Here is an 18519-nt window from a genome sequence, read left to right as displayed (position 1 = left end):
CTCAAGGCGCCGACGCCTCTACAAGTAATTTATCTTCACCGTAGAGATACTTCATGGAAGAGAAACCGTCAAGCAGCAGTGCGCGCGACCTGAAGATGCGCCGGCTCGGATCGGCGCTGCAAAATCTGATGCGCAATGTAGAAAGCGCGCGTGAGGCCGCTGCCCGCGCCCAGAAGCTGCATCCAACCGATTTCTCCTGCATTGGCCTACTGGCCCGAGCAGGAGCACCGATCAGTCCCAAGCAGATCATTGACGAGCTGCATCTGAGTTCGGGCTCAGGGACGGCCTTGCTGGATCGCTTGGAACGGGCCGGCTTTGTGCGTCGCCTGCCCAATCCAGACGATCGCCGCAGTGTGTTGATCGAACTCGACAAACAGCAGGCCGCCGAGCCACTGGCCCGGTATCGGGAAATCGAACAGGCCTATGTTCGGGTGACGGAAAACCTGACCGACAAGGATATGGACACTGTGGCGGACTTCCTCGATGGCGTTGCCGCCCTTACCCGGCTGCATCCCCGGCCGTGATTTGACGCCTTCCAGCTCAGGCAGAAAACCAGCTGGCATGGGCTTCCGCCAATTTGGGCAGAGAAGTCAGGATTTCGCTTAGGTGTCGCTGCATCCCCGCTTCGGCGCTATCGGGATCACGGCGGCGGATGGCGTCGGCAATTACCGCGTGCTGCTCGATCAAGGTCTGGATCGGCGTGGCGTCTGAGAGGGACAGGTAGCGCACCCGGTCCATCTGCGCCTTGAGGCTCTCCAGCAAACGCCAGGCATGTTCGCAATCGGCAGCCAGTGCAATCGCCTGGTGAAAGGCTTCATCGAGGCGCAAGAATTCCACATGCTCGCCGGCATGATTGGCCTGGCGCTGCCGCTCGATCAACCCATCGAGAATGGAATGGTGACGAGGGTCGGCCTCGGCGGCGGCCTTGCGCACCACGGCTACTTCAATGGCTTCCCGAATGAACCGGGCGTTTTCCACTTCCCGGCGTGAAATCATCACCACTGAAGTGCCCCGCTGGGGCCGAATCTCCACCAGCCCCACCTCTGCCAGTTTGATGAAGGCTTCGCGCACGGGCTGGCGAGACACACCGAGCTGGCGGGCCATCTCGGCTTCCGACAAGGGATCGCCTGGCCGCAACTGCAGCTGGATGATGGCCCGGCGCATGGCCTCAAAGACCTTGTTGCCCACGGTAGCGGGCCGCCCCAATTGGGCACCCTCATGGGTCAGGGGTGCAATCGTTACCATGTTGACTCCTTTCAACTACCATACTACCATTTTTGCGAGGCCGTTGCCTAGAGCACGGAACGTCGCGGCTACGCCGCTTGGGAGGAAATCATGAAATTCACACCGCTCGCCGCGGCGCTTGCTGCTGGCTTGGTCATCTCGTACTCGGTTCCCGCGATGTCGGCTGACTATACCCTCAGCGTCAACACGGCGCTGGCCACTTCAGACCCGCTGTATAAGGGGCTTGAAGCCTTCCGCGACAATGTCGCCACCGCCTCCAATGGCGCCATCGAAGTCAAGCTCTTCCCCAATTCGCAGTTGGGCGCCGATGAAGACGTGCTGGAGCAGGCCCGTGCCGGAGCGCCGGTCGCTGTGGTGGTTGATGGCGGTCGCCTCGCCGCATTCGTCAACGAATTTGGCGTGCTCGGCGCTCCTTATCTCGCTTCGGGCTATGAAGGCATCCGCAAGGTGGTCGTTTCCCCGCAGATGGAGGAATGGATCACCAAGCTGCACGACGCTTCGGGTCACCAGGTGCTCTCGTTCAACTGGTGGCAGGGTGAGCGGCACCTCTGGACCAAGATGCCGGTCAATGTGCCCGCTGACCTCAATGGCTCGCGCATGCGTACCCCAGGCGCGCCGGTCTGGGTGGAAACGGTTTCCGCCATGGGCGCGACCCCAACCCCCATGCCGTTCTCGGAAGTTTATTCGGGCCTTGAGCAGAACGTGATCGATTCCGTGGAAGCCCAGCTTCCTGCCGGCTTTGGCTCCAATCTGCAGGAAGTCACGTCCGTCCTGACCAAGACCGGCCACATCAACCTGATCACCGGACTTGTCACCTCCGGCCCCTGGTTCGACAGCCTGCCGGCCGAGCTGCAAACCGTGCTCCGCGACGAGGCCCTTAAGGCTGGCGATATCGCTTCCTATGGCACCCAGGATGCCCTGGCCCATATCGAGGCCGACCTCGTCGCCGCCGGAATGACTGTCAACGAGATCGACGTCACCCCGTTCAAGGAAGCGACGGCCGGCGTTTATGACAAGCTCGGCTATGGCGCGCTGCGCGACGAGTTGCAGGCTATCGCCAACCAGTAATTCCTATGGCGGGTCCTGCGGAGCCCGCCATTCCATTGCTCAGGTAAAATCCATGCTCAAGCGTTTGGCTCAACTCGAGCTGGCGATCTGCTTCGCCTTGCTCGCCGGCATCACCGGCCTGGTGTTCACCGCCGCCCTTATGCGGTTCTTTGGCCATCCGCTGATCTGGTCGGTGGACATGGCCCAGCTCCTCTTCATCTGGCTGTGTTTTTTCGGCTCCAACAAGGCCATGCGCGAAAAATCGCATCTGGGCATGGAAGTGTTGGTGTCGCGCCTGGGCTACAAACGCCGGTTCTGGCTGGAATTTGCCTGCACGCTGCTGATCATCGCCTTTTTGCTGGTGCTGGCAGTTGAGGGTTGGAAGCTGACCATGCTCAACCGTGAACGCACCTTTGGCGACAGCACCCTTTCTTATTCCTGGGTCACCGTTGCCGTGCCCGTGGGCTGCGTGCTGCTCGCCGCCACACTGATTTACAATACGGTTCGGGCGTTCAAGGGCCGTCGGCAGGAACTGCTGATCTATAACCGCACGCAGGCCGAAATGGACGCCAGCGCCCCCACACTGGAGCTCTGATCATGGCCCTGATTGGTATCGCCTTTGTTGTGCTGATGGTCCTGGGCATGCCCGTTGCCTTCGCGACCGGCATTTCCGGCTTCATCTTCTTCATGACCACGCAGGGCATGCCAATGTCCATCGGCGTGCAGAAGATCGCATCGATGAGCCAGAGCTTCCCTCTGCTCGCCGTGCCCTTCTTCGTACTGGCCGGCCACCTGATGAATGAAAGCGGCATCACCGGCCGCCTTCTCAAGGTCGCGCTACTCTCGGTAGGCTGGATGTCTGGCGGTCTGGCGCAGGTGGCCATAGTGCTTTCCACCTTGATGGGTGGAGTTTCCGGCTCCGCCGTGGCCGACGCCGCCATGGAAGCGCGCATTCTTGGCCCCACCATGACTGCCAAGGGCTATGGCAAGGGCTTCTCGGCCGCCGCAATTGCCGTGGGCTCGCTTATCACCGCCACCATTCCGCCGTCCATCGGGCTGATCCTTTATGGGTTTGTCGGCAATGTCTCGATTGGCCGGCTGTTCCTGGCCGGCATCATTCCTGGCATCCTCATGATGGTGGTCCTGATGCTCACCACCTATCTCATTGCGAAGAAGCGGAAATATGTAGTCGCCGACAGCAAGAAACCGACGGTCAAGGCGCTGGCCGCCGCCTGCTGGGATGCCAAATGGGCGCTGCTGTTTCCCGTGGCCTTGGTGCTGGCCATCCGGGGCGGCCTCTTTACACCTTCCGAGGTCGGCTCCGCCGCCGTGGTTTATGCCCTCGTCATTGGGTTTTTCGCCCATCGCGAGCTAACTATGGAAAAGGTTTGGCGCTGCTTTGGTCAGGCGACCTCCGATGTTGGCCTGATCATGCTCATTATCCTGATGAGCGGCATGGTGGGCTATGCCACCATCTATCTGCAGGTGCCCCAAGAACTGGCAGGCTGGATGCTGGCCGGCATCACCGATCCCAACATGATCGTGCTCGTCATCCTGATCTTCCTCTTGGTGGCCGGCCTGGCGCTCGACAGCACGGTGATGGTGCTGCTGCTGACACCGATCTTTGTGCCCATCATCACGCAGGTCGGCATGGATCCCGTCCATTTCGGCATTCTGATGATGTCGATTGTCACCCTGGGCGGCATGACCTGGCCCAGCGGTTCGGCTATGTTTGCCGTGTGCTCGCTGATGAATGTGTCGATCGAAGAATATTCCATCGAATCGATCCCCTTCATCGCTGCCGTCGTCGCTCTGATCGCTGTGCTGCTCTTTGTGCCCGACCTCGTGCTCTGGCTGCCGCGCCTCGCCTTTGGCAGCTGACGACGCCGTTGGAGCCGCGTGCAGCGGCTCCGACCCTATTCCCTCGGAGATCGACATGAAGCAGACCTGGCGCTGGTTCGGGCCCCATGACCTCACCAGCATTGACGACATCATCCAGAGCGGTGCCGAGGGCGTGGTCTCGGCCCTGCACCACATCCCCAATGGGGAGGTCTGGACGCCCGAGGAGATCGCGCTGCGCCAGCGCCAGATCGGCACTCGCAGGGATGGCTCCCCTTCGGGGCTTCGCTGGGACGTGGTCGAAAGTCTTCCGATCTCGGAAGACATCAAGCAGCAGACTGGCGATTGGCGCCTTCACATCGCCAACTACCAGACCAGCCTGCGCCACCTCGCCGAAGCCGGGCTGGAGGTGATCTGCTACAACTTCATGCCGGTGCTCGATTGGACGCGCACGGCGCTTCGCTGGCGGCTCGCCCATGGCGGCACCTGCATGCGCTTCGAGCTCAACGATTTCGCGGCCTTCGACATCCACATCCTGGAACGCAAAGGCGCTGGGGACGACTACCCCGAGACTGTGGTCGAGGAAGCGGGCCGGCGCTTTGCCGATATGAGCGATGCCGATAAAATCACCCTCGCCCGCAGCGTGACCATGGGCCTGCCCGGCTCCACCGAGTCCATGTCGCTTGCCGACATGCACACCCACCTCGCCCGCTATGGCGCGATCTCCCCCGACCAGTTGCGCGCCCATTTCATCGCTTTTCTGGAAGAAGTGGTCCCGGTTGCTGAAGATCTGGGTTTGCGGCTCTGCTGCCACCCCGACGATCCCCCGTTTCCGCTGCTCGGCCTGCCGCGCATTATGTCGACCGGAGAGCACTTCCGGCTGATCCTGGACGCGGTCAACAGCCCGGCCAATGGCATGACTTTGTGCTCGGGCTCGTTGGGTGCCCGGCCGGACAATGACCTGCCCTCCATCATGGCAGAGCTTGGCGACCGCGTGCACTTCCTGCATCTGCGCAATGTGACGCGCGAAAACGATGCGATCATGGGCTCGTTCTACGAAGCCGAGCATCTGGGCGGCGATACCGACATGGTCGCGCTGATCGCGGCGGTACTTGCTGAGGAAGGGCGCCGCAAGGCGGCGGGCCGCACCGATTGGGAGATCCCGATGCGTCCCGACCATGGCCAGGACATTCTCGATGACCTCAACCGCAGTGCCCAACCCGGCTATCCGACCATCGGTCGCATGAAGGGCTTGGCCGAATTGCGCGGCATCACCAAAGCGCTGCAACACGGCGCCGTTCGCTATCAAGACGCTTAGGAGCGAAGCCCGCCTCCGGTACTAAGCTTTGCTCCGGTGCCCCAAGCGATCGGCTCCCAATTCCTGCAGGGTCTTGAGCAGCCTCGGTTCAATGCTTTTAGCCTGCAGTGCGCTTTCGAGGCTCAAGGCTTGCTGCACCTCGAGAAACTGCACCGCAAAGCCGCCGCGGGTTACCCGCACGACCTGGGCGCCGATGGCGCCGATCGCGAGATAGTCGCCGACCCCCAGAGCCAGAAAGGTCAGCACAACCGCGCCCGAGGCCGAAACATTGGCAATGCGGCAGCGGGTTTGCCGGCCATCGGGCAGGAAGATCAGCGCCTGCGTATTAAGGGGCACAAAGCGGGGATCAGCGCGCAATTCCGCGCGGTCATCGCCAGCAGCCGAGCTTGGAAGCCGGTCCCCAAACAGCGGCGCAAAGCGCGCATGCGAGCGCGGCGTGGCGAGCGTACTGTGCACCGCAGCCCCACCTAGGTAATTGAATTGAGCGGAATAGGCCGCTTCCGCCTTGCCGATCGTATTGGCGCCATAAGCAAAGCTGGCCAGACCGGCAAGCCGCGCTTCCCGCCCGAACCGCTCGAGTTCGCTCGCCATTTGCAGGTTTTCGCCCTCGGCTTCACCCAGCGAGATGGACAACCCCCAGGTCGCGCCACGAACGCCATCGTTCAACCGGTCGTCCCAAGGCGTAACTTGCAACACGACACGTTCGGTGATCTCGCGCGCCGTTCTGACGACCTGGAGCAACTCAAGCGCACTTGCCGCGGAAGGCACGCCGATAACGTCGAGCAACAGGAACTTGCGATAGGGTGGAGGCAGGGCCGCGCCCAGTTCGATGAACTCGGGCGAAGCACCCAGCAGAGTTTGAAACTGCACCGGAACCATGACGCTGGCCTGCTTGATGTCTCCAAGCGCCTGATGCAGGCCTTCGACGGACTTGGCGAACAACACGCAATCAAGATTGGCGAGCGCCTCCAGCAGCTCATCTCGGCTTTCGAGCGCGGTAAGATGTTCGGCCGCCGCGGTCCCTACCCAGCTATCAAGCAGGCTCCGGTTGATGGTTTTACCAAAGGCGCGGCTAGGCCAGAGCGGCTGGAACAGGGCACTGGCATAACGGAGCGCGGTGATGCGGTGGCGTTTGGCCGACCGGTCGCTGACCTGATCGCGAATGTCAAGTAAGCTGGCATGGAGGGCCGCCAGCGGGTCGCTGGTTTCGGTAAAACGTTGCGAGTCAACGGCCGCGGCAAAGCTTTCGACCGACACCATGGGAGCGCCATGTTGCAGCTCCAGCTTGATCCTTTCCTCGATCCGCGCCGCGATACGCTGCACCTGGAAGTGCGCGAAGGCTTCGTCCTGGGTCTCAAAGCAAACCTGAAACGCGCCACTGGGCAACAGCTGGAACACATCCTGCGGGCCCAGAAATTGCTGCAGCACCTCCTCGGCTATGCCAGTGGCGCGATCCGCGAGCGTGTTCCATCCCTCCCCAACGCGCGCCCGGATCTCGTCGAGCCCGACAAGGAGCACGCACCCCGCCATCACGGCCGTTGAATTGCGCGCGCGTATATGGCTGACCAGGCCAGCAATGTCATTGACGCGAGGCGAGGACGCCGATGTTGCGGCGGCAAAGCCCACAGCCTTGCTCGATCCGGTGAATAGCTCTCGGACGCGCTTCAGCAGGTAATCAGTGCGCACGATATTGCCTTGTTGCTTGGCAGTCTCCAAACCGAAAGCGGTTCAGTTGGCGCCGTATTCTCCGCTTGAGCATGCCGCGGCTTTACAAAGCATTAACCTCGACGCATTTGCCGTGTCGGAGCACGCGTCGGTCGATGGCTGCTAATCTCCAAAGAGGGGTGTAGCCCCGCCGCAAGACACAGGTGAAAGCCCAGCAGATAAGCCCAAATGTGCTACTTGCCGGGGAACAGAACGGCAGCAGCAAAGCACCAAGCAGATGAGCATTATCTTGACCGTGACAGCCGAGCCCTCGGCCGCCGACCTGTCGGCGATCAGTGAAGGATTGGCAGCCTTCAACCAGGCAGATGTCGGGCCAGCGGAGCGGCGAGCCCTTGCCGTGACACTCAAAGACGGTACTAGCACGCTTGTGGGCGGGCTTTCCGGCTATACGGCATGGGGCTGGCTTTACGTGCAGTGGCTGTGGCTGGATGAAGGCCAGCGCGGCCACGGCCTGGCCGGGCGCATGCTCGAGGAAGCGGAAGCAGAAGCGCGTAGCCGCGGCTGCCACGGCGCTTATATCGACACGTTCAGTCCCGTGGCGCTCAAGGTTTACCAGCGTGCCGGCTATGTGCCCTTTGGTGCCCTGCCCAACTTCCCCGCAGGGCGAACACGCACCTTTTTGCAAAAGCCGCTTTAGCCGGCAATGCGCCCGCCGGTGAGAGGATGGGGCGCCCCGGTGGTGGTCGGAAAACTGATCGGCAGCCCCCGCAGCACGCGAGCCGCAAGGAAGGCAAAGCATTCCGCCTCCACCGCATCGCCACGCCAGCCGACTGCTTCGGCGGGAATGGCTTCCACGCCGGCACGCTCATGCAACATCGCCATGATGGTCGGGTTACGCCGCCCGCCCCCGCACACCACCAGCTTGGTTGGGCGCTCCGGCAACAGGTCCAGTGCCTTGCCGACCGCTCCAGCGGTAAACGCGGTGAGGGTCGCCGCACCCCTTGCGGGATCGAGACCGTCGGCCATCGCAGCGGTGAAGTCGAAGCGGTCGAGCGATTTAGGAAAGGGCGCGGAGAAATAAGGATGCTGCAGCAATTGCGCGAGCCGCGCCTCATCGACCTGGCCGCTGGCGGCAAGTGCACCGTCGCGATCCATCTCACCCAGGCCTAGCGCCTTCATGAAGTCGTTAAGCGGGGCGTTGGCGGGACCGGCGTCAAAGGCAATCAGCCCGGCTTCGCCGTCCCACCAAGTGACATTGGCCACCCCGCCCAAGTTCAGGACGGCGGTGTCGCCGCTCGCCCCAATGCCCCGCAGCAGCGCCTGGTGGTAGACGGCAGCGAGAGGCGCGCCTTGCCCACCGGCGCGCACATCGGCCGAGCGAAAATCGAACGCAACTTTCACGCCAAGCAACTGGCTCATCAACGCGCCGTCGCCCAACTGGCGGGTTGCACCGATCCGGCCCCGCTGGGGCGCCCGGTGCAGCACCGACTGTCCATGAAAACCAACAATGCCAATATCGGCTATGCTGAGGCCCGTGCTTTCCACCAACTGTCGCACCGCTTCAGCTTGGGCGCGGGTGAGCGCGGCTTCGGCTTCGGCAAAAATGGCAGGCTCGGGCCCCTCGAAGTTCCACTGCCGAGCGGCGGCCAGGGTTGCTTCGAGCAATCGGCGAACCTCGCTCGTATATGGCGCCAGCGTATAGGCGCCGAACTGCTCGATCCGCTCGCCATCGGTCTTGAGCAGCGCAACATCGATATTGCCGTCCAGCACCGTGCCGGTCATCAGCCCAACAGTCCAGATCGGGTCCACGGTGCTATTCTCCATTGCCGCTAATAAGATCGCCTACGGCGCGCCGCAGGCTCATAATGCCACTGTCGAAATGCCGGGTCGGATGGACGCGATTGGTCAGGAGAGTCCAGGCCCGGCTATTCGCGAAATCGATCCATAGGCCGGTGCCGGTAAAGCCGGTATGGCCAATCGTCTCGGCCGAGCAAGCCTCCCCACCCGACCACCCCTCATAGGGGCGCTCCCAGCCATGGGTCCGGCGTCCCGACATTGGGGTGCGCATCAGCTCGATGGCTTTGGCCGAAGCACCCGTGCCATTCAGGAGGCCTTCGGCAAAGTCGAGCACGGCGCCAACGGTGCCGAACAGCCCGGCGTGACCGGAACCCTGCAGCGCGTAACAGTTCTCGTCATGCACTTCGCCAACCATGACCCGGCCGCGCCAGGGATCCTGTTCCGTTGCTACCGCCTGAATTGGGTCAACCGACCAGGCGAAACCCGGTCCGGGATCGATCTGGCGCATGGAGCAGCCCTGCAACCGCTCCAGCACAAAGCCCAGAAGGATGAAATTGAGATCGGAATAAACCGCCGGACCGGACGTCCATTCATGCTGCATCACAAAGGCGCGCAACAGCTCGGGATCACTGCCATAGGTATAGATGGGAAATACCCCAGGTAGCGGCGTTTGGTGTCCCAAACACTGCCGGAAGGTGATCTTGCGTTCCCAATTGTCGGGATTGTACTGCCGCCAATCTGGCAGCACTGAGATGATGGGTGCATCGAGATCGATGGTGCCCGCATCCGCCAGCGCAAGAATGCGCGGGGTGGTAAAGATCACCTTGGTGAGTGACGCCAGATCGAACCAAGAGGCTTCGCTGATGGGGCGCTGCTCTGGTACCAGCTGTGCAAAGCCGATAGCCCTTGTTGCCCGGGAACCGTCCCGCTCAACCACTCCGAGCACGCCGCCGGGGATGCGCCCTTGTTCAATCGCGTGCCGCACGGGGGCAAAAGCGCGCTCCGCAACATCCTCTAGGCTCATGCGTCCTCCAGCCTTACCCGGTGATCAATACCAGCATCTCGCCAGTTCGGCGTAGCTGGCTCATAGCCCGGCGGCCGCACCAGCGATGGGATCTGGGTGGCATCCACGGTGAAGTGCTGACGCCGCCGCTCGATAGTAGGCACCGCCGCAATCAACCGCCTGGTATAGCTGTGCTGCGGATCAGACAGCACCGAGGCTGCCGCTCCAATCTCGACGAACTGGCCCGCATACATCACGGCAATCCGGTGGGCGATCCGCTCCACCACGGCCATGTCATGCGAGATGAAAAGGTAAGCGAGCCCGAATTCCTGCTGCAGTTCCACGAGCAGATCCAGCACTTTTGCTTGCACCGACACATCAAGCGCTGACACGGCTTCATCCAGCACCAGAACATTGGGGTTCAGCATCAACGCCCGCGCAATGCAGAGCCGCTGGCGCTGCCCGCCCGAGAACTGATGCGGAAAGCGCAGGAGAGCATCTTCGGGCAGCCCAACACGGCCCAGCAACATGCTCATGCGCTCACGCACTTTTCCATCCAGCTTCTGACCAGCGGCAATGGCAGGCTCGGCCATCAGGTCACGCACATTGAGACGGGGATTAAGCGAACCGAACGGATCCTGGAACACCATCTGCATCGGACGCTCACCTGCGCCCCTGGCCGTCTCGATGTTGCCACGGGTCCTGGCGACGAGGTCCAGCATGGCCCTGGCGGTAGTGGATTTACCCGAGCCGCTTTCCCCCACAATGGCCAGCGTTTCGCCGGGCGCCAGATCGAACTCGACCCCATCCACCGCATGCACCGCGCCCCTAGCGCGCGCAAACAGCCCCCGCTTGACCGGGAAGCGAACCACAAGGTCCTCGACGGTCACTGCTCGTTGCTCGGAGCCTTTGCGCGGCGCATCGCTGCGCACCGCACTACCCTGGTTGAAATGGGGCACCGCTCCGAGCAGGTGCTTGGTATAATCGTGCTGCGGCCGGTCCAGCACGCCATCGAGCGCCCCCTGCTCCACCGCAACCCCGTTCTGCATCACCATGATCTGGTCGGCAATTCCGGCGACGAGCCCGATGTCATGGGTAATAAAGATCATCGCCATGCCGGTTTCTTCGCGCAGTTCGGCCAAGAGCGCCATGATCTGCGCCTGCACCGTCACGTCGAGCGCCGTGGTCGGCTCATCGGCAATCAGCAGACGCGGATTGCTGGCGATCACCATCGCAATCATCACGCGCTGGCGCATGCCGCCAGATAGCTGGTGTGGATAATAAGCCAGCCGCGCCTTGGCATCGGGAATGCGGACGCGTTCCAGCGCCTGCTCTGCCGCCAGAGTTGCCGCGCGGCCCTCAAGCCCGCGGTTGAGGCGGAAGGCTTCCTCGATCTGCTTGCCAATGGTTTGCACCGGATTGAGCGAAGTCATGGGCTCCTGGAAGATCATGCCGATTTCGCGCCCCCGAATCCGGCGCAGCACACCCTCCTCGGCACTGGTAATATCGAGCAGGTCGCCGTCAGGCCGCTGCAGCTTTACGGTGCCGCCAGTGATGCGCCCGCCGCCAAAATCAACCAGCCGGTTGATCGACAAGGCCGTAACTGACTTGCCCGAACCGCTTTCCCCCACAATAGCGAGGGTCTGCCCTTGGTCGAGCTCAAAGCTGACCCCCCGCACAACTTCATTGGCTTTGGGATCACGGCCAAAGCCCACCCGCAGGTCACGAACAGAAAGCAGCGGGCTCATGGGGTGCGCCCCTGCGTGCGAGGATCAAGAATGTCGCGCAGGGCATCGCCGAAGAGATTGAAGCCCAAAATACCCAACATGATCGTCAGCCCGGGAAAGATCAGCAGCCAGGGCGCCTGCTGCATCAGGTTGCGCGCCTCGCTCATCATCAAGCCCAGCGAAGGCGACGGGGGCTGAGTGCCGAGACCGAGAAAGCTGAGCCCCGCCTCGGTGAGAAGGGCCCATGCCAGCGCCAGCGTCACCTGCACGGTCAGCGGCGCCACGAGATTGAGCAGCAGGTGGCGGGTGAGGATGAACCATTGCGAGGATCCAAAGGTCTTGGCTGCCTCGATGAATTCCCGCCGCTTCAGCGACAAGGTCGGGCCGCGCACGACGCGCGCAAAGATCGGTGTATAAACAATGCCGATGGCGGCAATGCTGGTCATGGTGCCGGGGCCGACAATAGCGATGATCAGCAGCGCCAGAAGGATCGCGGGAAAAGCCAGGAGCACATCCATCAACCGCATCAGCACGCCATCGGCCGGGCCGCCCCACCAGGCGGCAAACAGGCCAATGACCGTCCCCGCCAGCGTCGCAATGCCAACCGAAGCAAAGGCGACAACGAAGGACTGCCCGATCGCCACCATCAGCCGGCTGGCCGTATCGCGTCCAAGGAGGTCAGTGCCCATCAGATAGGTGCCGTTCGGCGCCTTCATCCGGTCAATGCGAAACTGTTGCAGGGCATCATGAGGGGTGATGCCCACAGCCCCAAGGATTGCGAGGAAGATATAAAGGGTGACGATGGCAGCGCCGATCCGGCCGCTCGGATGAGCGGCAATAGCTTTGAGCAAACCCATCAGCGACTCCCCAGCCGAATGCGGGGATCAAGCGCCGCATAGGCGAGATCAACCAGAAGATTGACGATGAGGAAGTTGAAAGCCACGAACAATACCGATCCCTGCACCAAAGCGTAATCGCGCTGGCTGATTGCATCCAGCGTCAGCCGCCCAAGCCCTGGCAAAGCAAAGATCTGCTCGACGATCACGGCGCCGCCAAGGAGATAACCGAACTCCACCCCGCTCAGCGTCACCACGGGAATGAGCGCATTGGGCAAGGCATGGCGCCAGATGACGCTGCGAGACGAAGCGCCCTTGGAGCGGGCGGTGCGTACATAATCTTCATGCAGTACATCGAGCATGGCCGAACGGGAAATGCGGGTCACCGATGCGGCAAAGGCAAAGCCCAGCGTCAGCGCCGGAAAGATCAGCTGGCTCAGATTGGCCAGGGGATCGACGTGGAGCGGCGTGAACGTGCCCATGGCCGGCACGACGCCGAAATAAACCGACAGCACGAAGATGATCACGAGGCCCACGACAAAGCCGGGCGTCGATTGACCCAGCATGGCCAGCACCCGCACGACGAGGTCAGTGGGACGCTGCGCCCGCGTCGCCGCGAGCACCCCCGCCGGCACCCCGATGCTGAGCGCGATGAGCATGGACAAAACGGCCAGTTCCAGCGTCAGCGGGAAGCGCTCGAGGATCACGGACAGCACCGGCCGGCCATAGGTGACCGACACACCCATATCGCCCCCGAAGAGCCCAGTAAGCCAGCGCCAATATTGCAGGTGGATGGGTTGGTCGATGCCGAAATAGGCGGCTAGGGACGCACGTTGCGCCGGGGTCAGCAGGCCCGCTTCCGTGCCCAGCATGGCGGTGATCGCATCGCCCGGAATGAGCCGGATGGACACGAATACCAGCACCGAAACGCCCAGCAGGATCAGCGGAAAGGTCAGCAGCCGCTGCGCGACGTAGTTCATGAAATCAACCGTTGGGAAAGGAGGCGGGCCCCTGGCCCGCCTTCAGGCATCAGGGGGTGACGGAAACCTTGGTCAGGCCGAACAGCGTACCGGTCGGCGAAGGCTCAAAGCCCGACACGGTCTTGAGCTGGGCCGTATAGGTGTTGGAGGTCGACAGCCAAATCCACGGGGCCATCTCCACCAGATGCGCCTCGAACTGGCCAAAGATTTCCTTGCGCTTGGCGGGGTCCGTTTCGATCCGGCCCTGCTGCATCAAGCTGTCGAGCTCGTCATCGACATAGTTGGAAACGGCGAGCAGATTGCCATCCTTAGTGAAGTACCGATTGTACATTGGATAGGGGTCGGGACGGCCGCCGTTCTGGGCGACTGCCATGTCGAAATCACCGGCCAACCAGGTATCGACAAAGACATTGAGCTCCATGATCTTAATTTCGAGATCAACCCCGATCTCTGCCAACTGGCTCTGCAGCACCTGGGCCTCGGCCGAGGCGACCGGAGGTTCCCCGCTGGCGGCAATGACGGTGGCCTTGAACCCGTCAGCCATCCCGGCTTCTTCCATCAGCGCCTTGGCTTTTTCCAGGTCCTGCTCATAGCAGAACAGCGTGCTGGGATCGCTGGCATAGGCCGGCATGGTCAGGGGGCCGGTGACCTGCCCCTCACCCACTAGGGCGGTATCGAGCACTTCCTGGCGGTTGACCGCGCAAGAGATGGCCTGCCGCACCAGGAGGTTGTCCATCGGCGCTCGCGAGGGATTGAGCTGGAGCACGTTGTACGCAAGGCCCGGAATAGCATTGAGCTGCAGGTTCGGCTCATTAGGAACGAGCGTGGCGATCAGCGGATCGTTGAGCAGGGCAAAGTCGGTTTGCCCCGCACGCAGGGAGGCCAGGATCGCGGTCTCATCGGGCAGAACCGAAATGGTGATGCCATCGATGGCAAGCTCGCCGCCCGCCCATTCGGGATTGGCGCTCAGCACTTCGCGCGAATTAGGATCCCACTGGTCGAGCTTGAACGGACCCGAGCCAAGCGCTGTGGTGCCGATGCTGCCCGCCGTAATAGCGCTGGTCGGTACCACAGCGGCATTGATCGTGGCCATGGCCACGAGGATCGGCGCATCGGGCTGGGACACGGTGAACACCACCGTGCCCTCGTCGGGGGTGTCGATGGAGGCAATGGACAGGAAATTGGAGCGAGCCGCGGCACCTGTTGCTTCATCCAGCAACCGCTCGAACGAAGCCTTGACGTCCGCGGAGGTCACCGGCGTGCCGTCGCTGAACTTGGCATCGGCATCGAGCTTGAAGGTCAGCGTGGTGCCGTCTTCGGAAAAGCTCCAGCTTTCGGCAATCGCCGGCACCACATTGAGTTTGCCGTCGAGCCGCACGAGAGGCTCATAGATCAACTCCAGCAGCCGCAGGGACGAGAATGCGGTCTGGGTGTGCGGATCAAGCCCCGTGGCGTCCTGCGCCCAGGCCATGCGCAAGCTCGCCGCCTCAACGGGCAGCGCCAGGGCTGCGGAAAACATCGTCGCTATGGCGACGCTGGACAAAAACGGCTTGCCGAACTTCAGATGCATTGTGATCTCCGGTGCGAAACTCTTGCGCGCTCTTTGATGCCTTATGGGCCATCACGGTGCCGAGGGCGAGCTTATGCCTGGGAGAGCGGGAACGGCAATCAACCAACAGGTCGATAGCCTTGCTTCACAAAGCTTGGCAGCGCTTCTTGCGTTGACGAGCTTAGCGCCATAACGTCTGCTCTGTCGAGACTGGTATCATACTGGATCTATCGGGAGGGGCCGGTGATGGCAGAAAACGGGCTGGCGGCGCTTGCGCCCCAGAGTGAAGAGCTGCCCTCTGCCCTGTCGCAGGCCATTGTTGCTGCCATGCGCAGCGACATGGCCCATGAAGACCCACTTTATCTGCAGCTCGCCCGCGCCATTCGCGGCCTGATCGAAAGCGGTCACCTGCGTTACCGCGAATCGCTGCCTTCGGAGCGCACTTTGGTCCGGGCCACCGGCATTTCTCGCGTCACCGTGCGCAAGGCTATTGATCAGCTGTTCCGCGAAGGTCTGGTGTCCCGCCGGCCAGGAGCCGGCTCCTATGTCGCGCGCAAATTCGATCAGCCCATGTCGGTGTTGGTCGGGTTCACCGCTGACATGACGCGCCGGGGCCTTGCGGGTCGGTCCATTCTGCTGGACAAGACGGTCAGCCTGCCCAAGCCCGACGAATTGCTCAAGCTCGCCCTTTCTCCCAGCGACAAAGTGCTCCGCCTTTCGCGCGTGCGCCTGGCGGACGACGAGCCGCTGGCCATTGAAAACGCCGTGGTCCCCTTGTTTGCTGTTGAGCCAGACCGGATCGAGCATTCACTCTACGAAGCCATGCGACACACCGGTAACCGACCGGTGCGCGCTCTGCAGCGGCTGCGCGCCGCGGTAGCGGACGCGGACGAGGCTCGTCATCTAGACATTCCCGAAGGCAGCCCGATCCTTCATATCGAGCGCCATTCCTTTCTCGCCAATGGCAAGCCCATTGAGGTGACTCACTCCGCTTACCGCGGTGATCGCTATGATTTTGTCGCCGAACTGCACCTGGAAGACTGAGGCAAAATGCGACAAGTGCTTTACATCCGCAGCGCCTTGTTCAATGCTGTGGTATTGCACTGGTATGGTCCGTGCGCAGGAGGCCATGCATGGCGCGGTTGAACCTTCGTGGCGTCAAGAAACGCTTCAAGAGCACTGAAGTGCTCCATGGCATCGATCTCGACATCGGTGACCGTGAATTTGTGGTGTTTGTCGGCCCCTCCGGCTGCGGCAAGTCGACCTTGCTACGCCTGATCGCCGGCCTCGACCCCATCAGCGAAGGCGAGTTCATCCTCAACGGCCGGCGCATGAACGAAGTGCATCCGTCCCAGCGCGGCATCGCCATGGTCTTCCAGAGCTATGCGCTTTACCCGCATATGGATGTCTACGAGAACATGGCCTTTGGCGCTCGCCTGATGGGCCTGAGCAAGACCGAGGTCGAAGCCCGCATCGCCCAAACCGCGCGCATGCTGCAGCTCGAGCCACTGCTTAAGCGCCGCCCGCGCGAATTGTCGGGCGGCCAGCGCCAGCGCGTTGCCATTGGCCGCGCCCTTGTGCGCAAGCCCGAAGTGTTCCTGCTCGATGAGCCGCTGTCCAATCTCGATGCAGCCCTGCGCTCCGAAGTGCGCCTCGAAATCGCGCGCCTGCACCGGGAAATCGGTGGCACCATGATCTATGTGACCCACGACCAGGTGGAAGCCATGACCCTGGCCGACCGGATCGTCGTCATGAATGCCGGTCGGATCGAGCAAGTGGGCTCGCCCCGCGAACTTTATGAAACCCCGGCCAATCTCTTTGTGGCGACCTTTATCGGCTCGCCTAAAATGGCGGTGATCAATGCTGAGCGCACCGGCAATGCCGTGACTGTCGCCGGCGCCACGGTGCCACTCGCTCGCCTGCCCGCCGGTGGAGGTGCGCTACGCCTGGGCATTCGCCCCGACGCCATGCGCATTCAGCGCGAGCCGGGTGCCAGCGCCATTCCGGCCAAAGTCGTTTACACCGAATATCTGGGTGAAAACGCCTTTGTTTATGCCCGGCTCGTGGATGGCACGCTGGTGGGCATCCGCACCACGCCCAATGATCTCTATGAGCCCGACGCGCCGGTCGGCCTGCTGCTCGACAATGACGCGATCCATTTCTTTTCTGCCGAAGATGGCCGCCGGTTACCCGCGTAATCCAGGTGGCGAGTTGATGACGATTACGCCTGCAAACAAATCAAGGGAGTTGAAATGCCAAGCACACTCATTCGGATCGGGGCCGCACTGGCCGCCATCACCGTCGCGGCGCCCGCACTGGCGCAGGACCTGACCTTCTGGAGCTGGCGCCAGGAAGATCGCGCCCAGTATGACCAGTTCATCGACACGTTCGAAGCCGCCAATCCCGGCATCACCGTAAACTTCGAAACCTTCGAAGCCACGAACTACAACACCATTCTCGCCACGGCTCTCGCCGGCGGCAGCGGGCCCGACCTGATGATGGTCCGCGCCTATGGGGGGCTCGAAAACATCGCCGTGCCCGGCTATCTCGAGCCGCTGACGACCGAAATCGTGCCGGCTCTGGCCAACTACACGCCCGAAGCGCTGGCCGCCGAAACCGTGCGCGCCGACGGCAAGGTCTATGCCGTGCCCTTCGCCAGCCAGACTCAGCTCGTGATCTACAACAAGAAGATTTTCGATGATGCAGGCCTCAGCGAACCCCAGACCTGGGACGAGTTCATGGCGCTGAGCCAGAAGCTCAAGGACAGCGGCATCATCCCGATCGCCAATGGCACCGCCACGGCCTGGCAGAACGAGACCGTGACCTTCGACTTCGTGTCCTCGCTGATGGGCAAGGATTTCGTTGCCGATATCATGTCGGGCGAAACCGACTTCACCGATGAGCGCTTCACCAGTGCCCTGGCCGCTCTCAAAGACCTGTCACAGTACTTCCCGGACGGCTTTATCGGCCTTGATTATGCCAGCGCCCAGCAGCTGTTCTCCTCGGGCATGGCGGCGATGTTTGGCGGCGGCTCCTATGAGCTGGCCACCTTCCGCGCCCAGAACCCCGATCTGGAACTCGGCGTCTTTGCCGCCCCCGGCCGTACTGCCAAGGACGAAAAGCTTGTCGCTCTCTATTTCGACGGCGGCTATGCAGCCAATGCCGCCGGCGCCAACAAGGAAGCGGCGCTCAAGTTCATCAACTATCTCGCCAGCACCGAGTTCGGTCAGGCCTTTGCCGACAACCTCAACAACATCTCGACCGCACCGGGCGTAACCTTCCAGGATCCGCTCCTGGCCGAGGTTGCCGAGCTCAATGCCACCTCGATCCCCTACCTGTTTCTCGTGAACTTCCGCTATGGCGAGCCCTCCGGCTCGGTGCTGATCCAGAGCGAAGTGCAAAAGCTGTTTGCCGGCGAAACCACGCCGGAAGCCGCGGGCCAAGCCATCACCGATGGCCTTAAGGTCTGGTACGAGCCCTTCCAGGACTGATCACCCCTTCGCCCAATCCCTC

General features: G+C 62.1%; 17 protein-coding genes. 9 read left to right on the top strand and 8 right to left on the bottom strand.

Annotated elements, in window-relative coordinates; translation table 11 throughout:
* The first annotated feature begins 53 nt into the window (after positions 1–53).
* Positions 54–524 carry a MarR family transcriptional regulator gene (locus tag AC3YOG_RS04965; RefSeq protein WP_489889570.1) on the top strand — a complete coding sequence of 157 codons (471 nt, stop codon included), beginning with the start codon at positions 54–56 and terminating at the stop codon, positions 522–524.
* Positions 525–540: 16 nt separating this feature from the next.
* Here the strand turns inward: AC3YOG_RS04965 and AC3YOG_RS04960 are convergent, their stop codons facing one another.
* Positions 541–1245, bottom strand: coding sequence for a GntR family transcriptional regulator (locus AC3YOG_RS04960; protein ID WP_489934291.1), 705 nt, complete (start codon positions 1243–1245; stop codon positions 541–543).
* 90 nt (positions 1246–1335) lie between these two features.
* Between AC3YOG_RS04960 and AC3YOG_RS04955 the strand changes: the two genes are divergently transcribed.
* From AC3YOG_RS04955 to uxuA, 4 genes are read left to right on the top strand one after another with little or no spacing between them, the layout of a single operon-like run.
* Positions 1336–2313, top strand: a complete 978-nt coding sequence (locus AC3YOG_RS04955) for a C4-dicarboxylate TRAP transporter substrate-binding protein (RefSeq protein ID WP_489934290.1) — start codon at positions 1336–1338, stop codon at positions 2311–2313.
* A 52-nt stretch (positions 2314–2365) separates the two neighbouring features.
* Entirely contained in the window at positions 2366–2887 is a 522-nt protein-coding gene (locus tag AC3YOG_RS04950) for a TRAP transporter small permease (protein WP_489934289.1), read from the top strand.
* A gap of 2 nt (positions 2888–2889) precedes the next feature.
* Entirely contained in the window at positions 2890–4173 is a 1284-nt protein-coding gene (locus AC3YOG_RS04945) for a TRAP transporter large permease (RefSeq protein WP_489934288.1), read from the top strand.
* A 55-nt stretch (positions 4174–4228) separates the two neighbouring features.
* Positions 4229–5449: a mannonate dehydratase gene (gene uxuA, locus AC3YOG_RS04940; RefSeq protein ID WP_489934287.1), complete on the top strand. Its 1221-nt coding sequence runs from the start codon at positions 4229–4231 to the stop codon at positions 5447–5449.
* A gap of 21 nt (positions 5450–5470) precedes the next feature.
* On the opposite strand, the gene AC3YOG_RS04935 is transcribed toward uxuA, so the two are convergent.
* Entirely contained in the window at positions 5471–7135 is a 1665-nt protein-coding gene (locus AC3YOG_RS04935; protein ID WP_489934286.1) for a hypothetical protein, read from the bottom strand.
* A gap of 256 nt (positions 7136–7391) precedes the next feature.
* On the opposite strand from AC3YOG_RS04935, the gene AC3YOG_RS04930 reads away from it, so the two are divergent.
* Positions 7392–7811, top strand: a complete 420-nt coding sequence (locus AC3YOG_RS04930) for a GNAT family N-acetyltransferase (RefSeq protein ID WP_489934285.1) — start codon at positions 7392–7394, stop codon at positions 7809–7811.
* Here the strand turns inward: AC3YOG_RS04930 and AC3YOG_RS04925 are convergent.
* From AC3YOG_RS04925 to AC3YOG_RS04900, 6 genes are read right to left on the bottom strand one after another with little or no spacing between them, the layout of a single operon-like run.
* Positions 7808–8923 (bottom strand): anhydro-N-acetylmuramic acid kinase, encoded by a 1116-nt coding sequence (locus AC3YOG_RS04925; protein ID WP_489934284.1) that lies wholly within the window; start codon positions 8921–8923, stop codon positions 7808–7810. The two genes, AC3YOG_RS04930 and AC3YOG_RS04925, sit on opposite strands and share 4 nt — an antisense overlap.
* A gap of 4 nt (positions 8924–8927) precedes the next feature.
* A complete protein-coding gene (locus tag AC3YOG_RS04920; protein ID WP_489934283.1) occupies positions 8928–9935 on the bottom strand; it encodes a serine hydrolase domain-containing protein in 1008 nt (335 codons plus the stop codon).
* On the bottom strand, positions 9932–11662 hold the full coding sequence (locus AC3YOG_RS04915) for an ABC transporter ATP-binding protein (RefSeq protein ID WP_489934282.1): 1731 nt from the start codon (positions 11660–11662) through the stop codon (positions 9932–9934). Before AC3YOG_RS04915 ends, AC3YOG_RS04920 begins: the two co-directional genes overlap by 4 nt.
* Positions 11659–12498: an ABC transporter permease gene (locus AC3YOG_RS04910; RefSeq protein WP_489889560.1), complete on the bottom strand. Its 840-nt coding sequence runs from the start codon at positions 12496–12498 to the stop codon at positions 11659–11661. The genes AC3YOG_RS04915 and AC3YOG_RS04910 overlap by 4 nt, the downstream gene beginning before the upstream one ends.
* Positions 12498–13457 (bottom strand): ABC transporter permease, encoded by a 960-nt coding sequence (locus AC3YOG_RS04905; RefSeq protein WP_489934281.1) that lies wholly within the window; start codon positions 13455–13457, stop codon positions 12498–12500. Before AC3YOG_RS04905 ends, AC3YOG_RS04910 begins: the two co-directional genes overlap by 1 nt.
* A 49-nt stretch (positions 13458–13506) precedes the next feature.
* Positions 13507–14976 carry an ABC transporter substrate-binding protein gene (locus AC3YOG_RS04900; RefSeq protein ID WP_489934552.1) on the bottom strand — a complete coding sequence of 490 codons (1470 nt, stop codon included), beginning with the start codon at positions 14974–14976 and terminating at the stop codon, positions 13507–13509.
* A gap of 276 nt (positions 14977–15252) precedes the next feature.
* Here AC3YOG_RS04900 and AC3YOG_RS04895 point away from each other — a divergent pair, with 276 nt between their 5' ends.
* From AC3YOG_RS04895 to AC3YOG_RS04885, 3 genes are all read left to right on the top strand, one after another.
* Entirely contained in the window at positions 15253–16050 is a 798-nt protein-coding gene (locus AC3YOG_RS04895; RefSeq protein WP_489934280.1) for a GntR family transcriptional regulator, read from the top strand.
* An 89-nt stretch (positions 16051–16139) separates the two neighbouring features.
* On the top strand, positions 16140–17204 hold the full coding sequence (locus AC3YOG_RS04890; RefSeq protein ID WP_127754914.1) for an ABC transporter ATP-binding protein: 1065 nt from the start codon (positions 16140–16142) through the stop codon (positions 17202–17204).
* Between the two features lie 54 nt (positions 17205–17258).
* Positions 17259–18497 (top strand): extracellular solute-binding protein, encoded by a 1239-nt coding sequence (locus AC3YOG_RS04885; RefSeq protein WP_489934279.1) that lies wholly within the window; start codon positions 17259–17261, stop codon positions 18495–18497.
* The last annotated feature ends 22 nt before the right edge of the window (positions 18498–18519 follow it).

The organism is Devosia sp. Z6_126 (assembly GCF_058133495.1).
This window is presented reverse-complemented; position numbering and strand designations above follow the sequence as displayed.

Bases quoted from the DNA above. Each gene is read 5' to 3' on its own strand.
- AC3YOG_RS04965 (WP_489889570.1), top strand. From the start codon at position 54: ATGGAAGAGAAACCGTCAAGCAGCAGTGCGCGCGACCTGAAGATGCGC.
- AC3YOG_RS04960 (WP_489934291.1), bottom strand. From the start codon at position 1,245: ATGGTAACGATTGCACCCCTGACCCATGAGGGTGCCCAATTGGGGCGG.
- AC3YOG_RS04955 (WP_489934290.1), top strand. From the start codon at position 1,336: ATGAAATTCACACCGCTCGCCGCGGCGCTTGCTGCTGGCTTGGTCATC.
- AC3YOG_RS04950 (WP_489934289.1), top strand. From the start codon at position 2,366: ATGCTCAAGCGTTTGGCTCAACTCGAGCTGGCGATCTGCTTCGCCTTG.
- AC3YOG_RS04945 (WP_489934288.1), top strand. From the start codon at position 2,890: ATGGCCCTGATTGGTATCGCCTTTGTTGTGCTGATGGTCCTGGGCATG.
- uxuA (WP_489934287.1), top strand. From the start codon at position 4,229: ATGAAGCAGACCTGGCGCTGGTTCGGGCCCCATGACCTCACCAGCATT.
- AC3YOG_RS04930 (WP_489934285.1), top strand. From the start codon at position 7,392: ATGAGCATTATCTTGACCGTGACAGCCGAGCCCTCGGCCGCCGACCTG.
- AC3YOG_RS04920 (WP_489934283.1), bottom strand. From the start codon at position 9,935: ATGAGCCTAGAGGATGTTGCGGAGCGCGCTTTTGCCCCCGTGCGGCAC.
- AC3YOG_RS04915 (WP_489934282.1), bottom strand. From the start codon at position 11,662: ATGAGCCCGCTGCTTTCTGTTCGTGACCTGCGGGTGGGCTTTGGCCGT.
- AC3YOG_RS04910 (WP_489889560.1), bottom strand. From the start codon at position 12,498: ATGGGTTTGCTCAAAGCTATTGCCGCTCATCCGAGCGGCCGGATCGGC.
- AC3YOG_RS04905 (WP_489934281.1), bottom strand. From the start codon at position 13,457: ATGAACTACGTCGCGCAGCGGCTGCTGACCTTTCCGCTGATCCTGCTG.
- AC3YOG_RS04900 (WP_489934552.1), bottom strand. From the start codon at position 14,976: ATGTTTTCCGCAGCCCTGGCGCTGCCCGTTGAGGCGGCGAGCTTGCGC.
- AC3YOG_RS04895 (WP_489934280.1), top strand. From the start codon at position 15,253: ATGGCAGAAAACGGGCTGGCGGCGCTTGCGCCCCAGAGTGAAGAGCTG.
- AC3YOG_RS04890 (WP_127754914.1), top strand. From the start codon at position 16,140: ATGGCGCGGTTGAACCTTCGTGGCGTCAAGAAACGCTTCAAGAGCACT.
- AC3YOG_RS04885 (WP_489934279.1), top strand. From the start codon at position 17,259: ATGCCAAGCACACTCATTCGGATCGGGGCCGCACTGGCCGCCATCACC.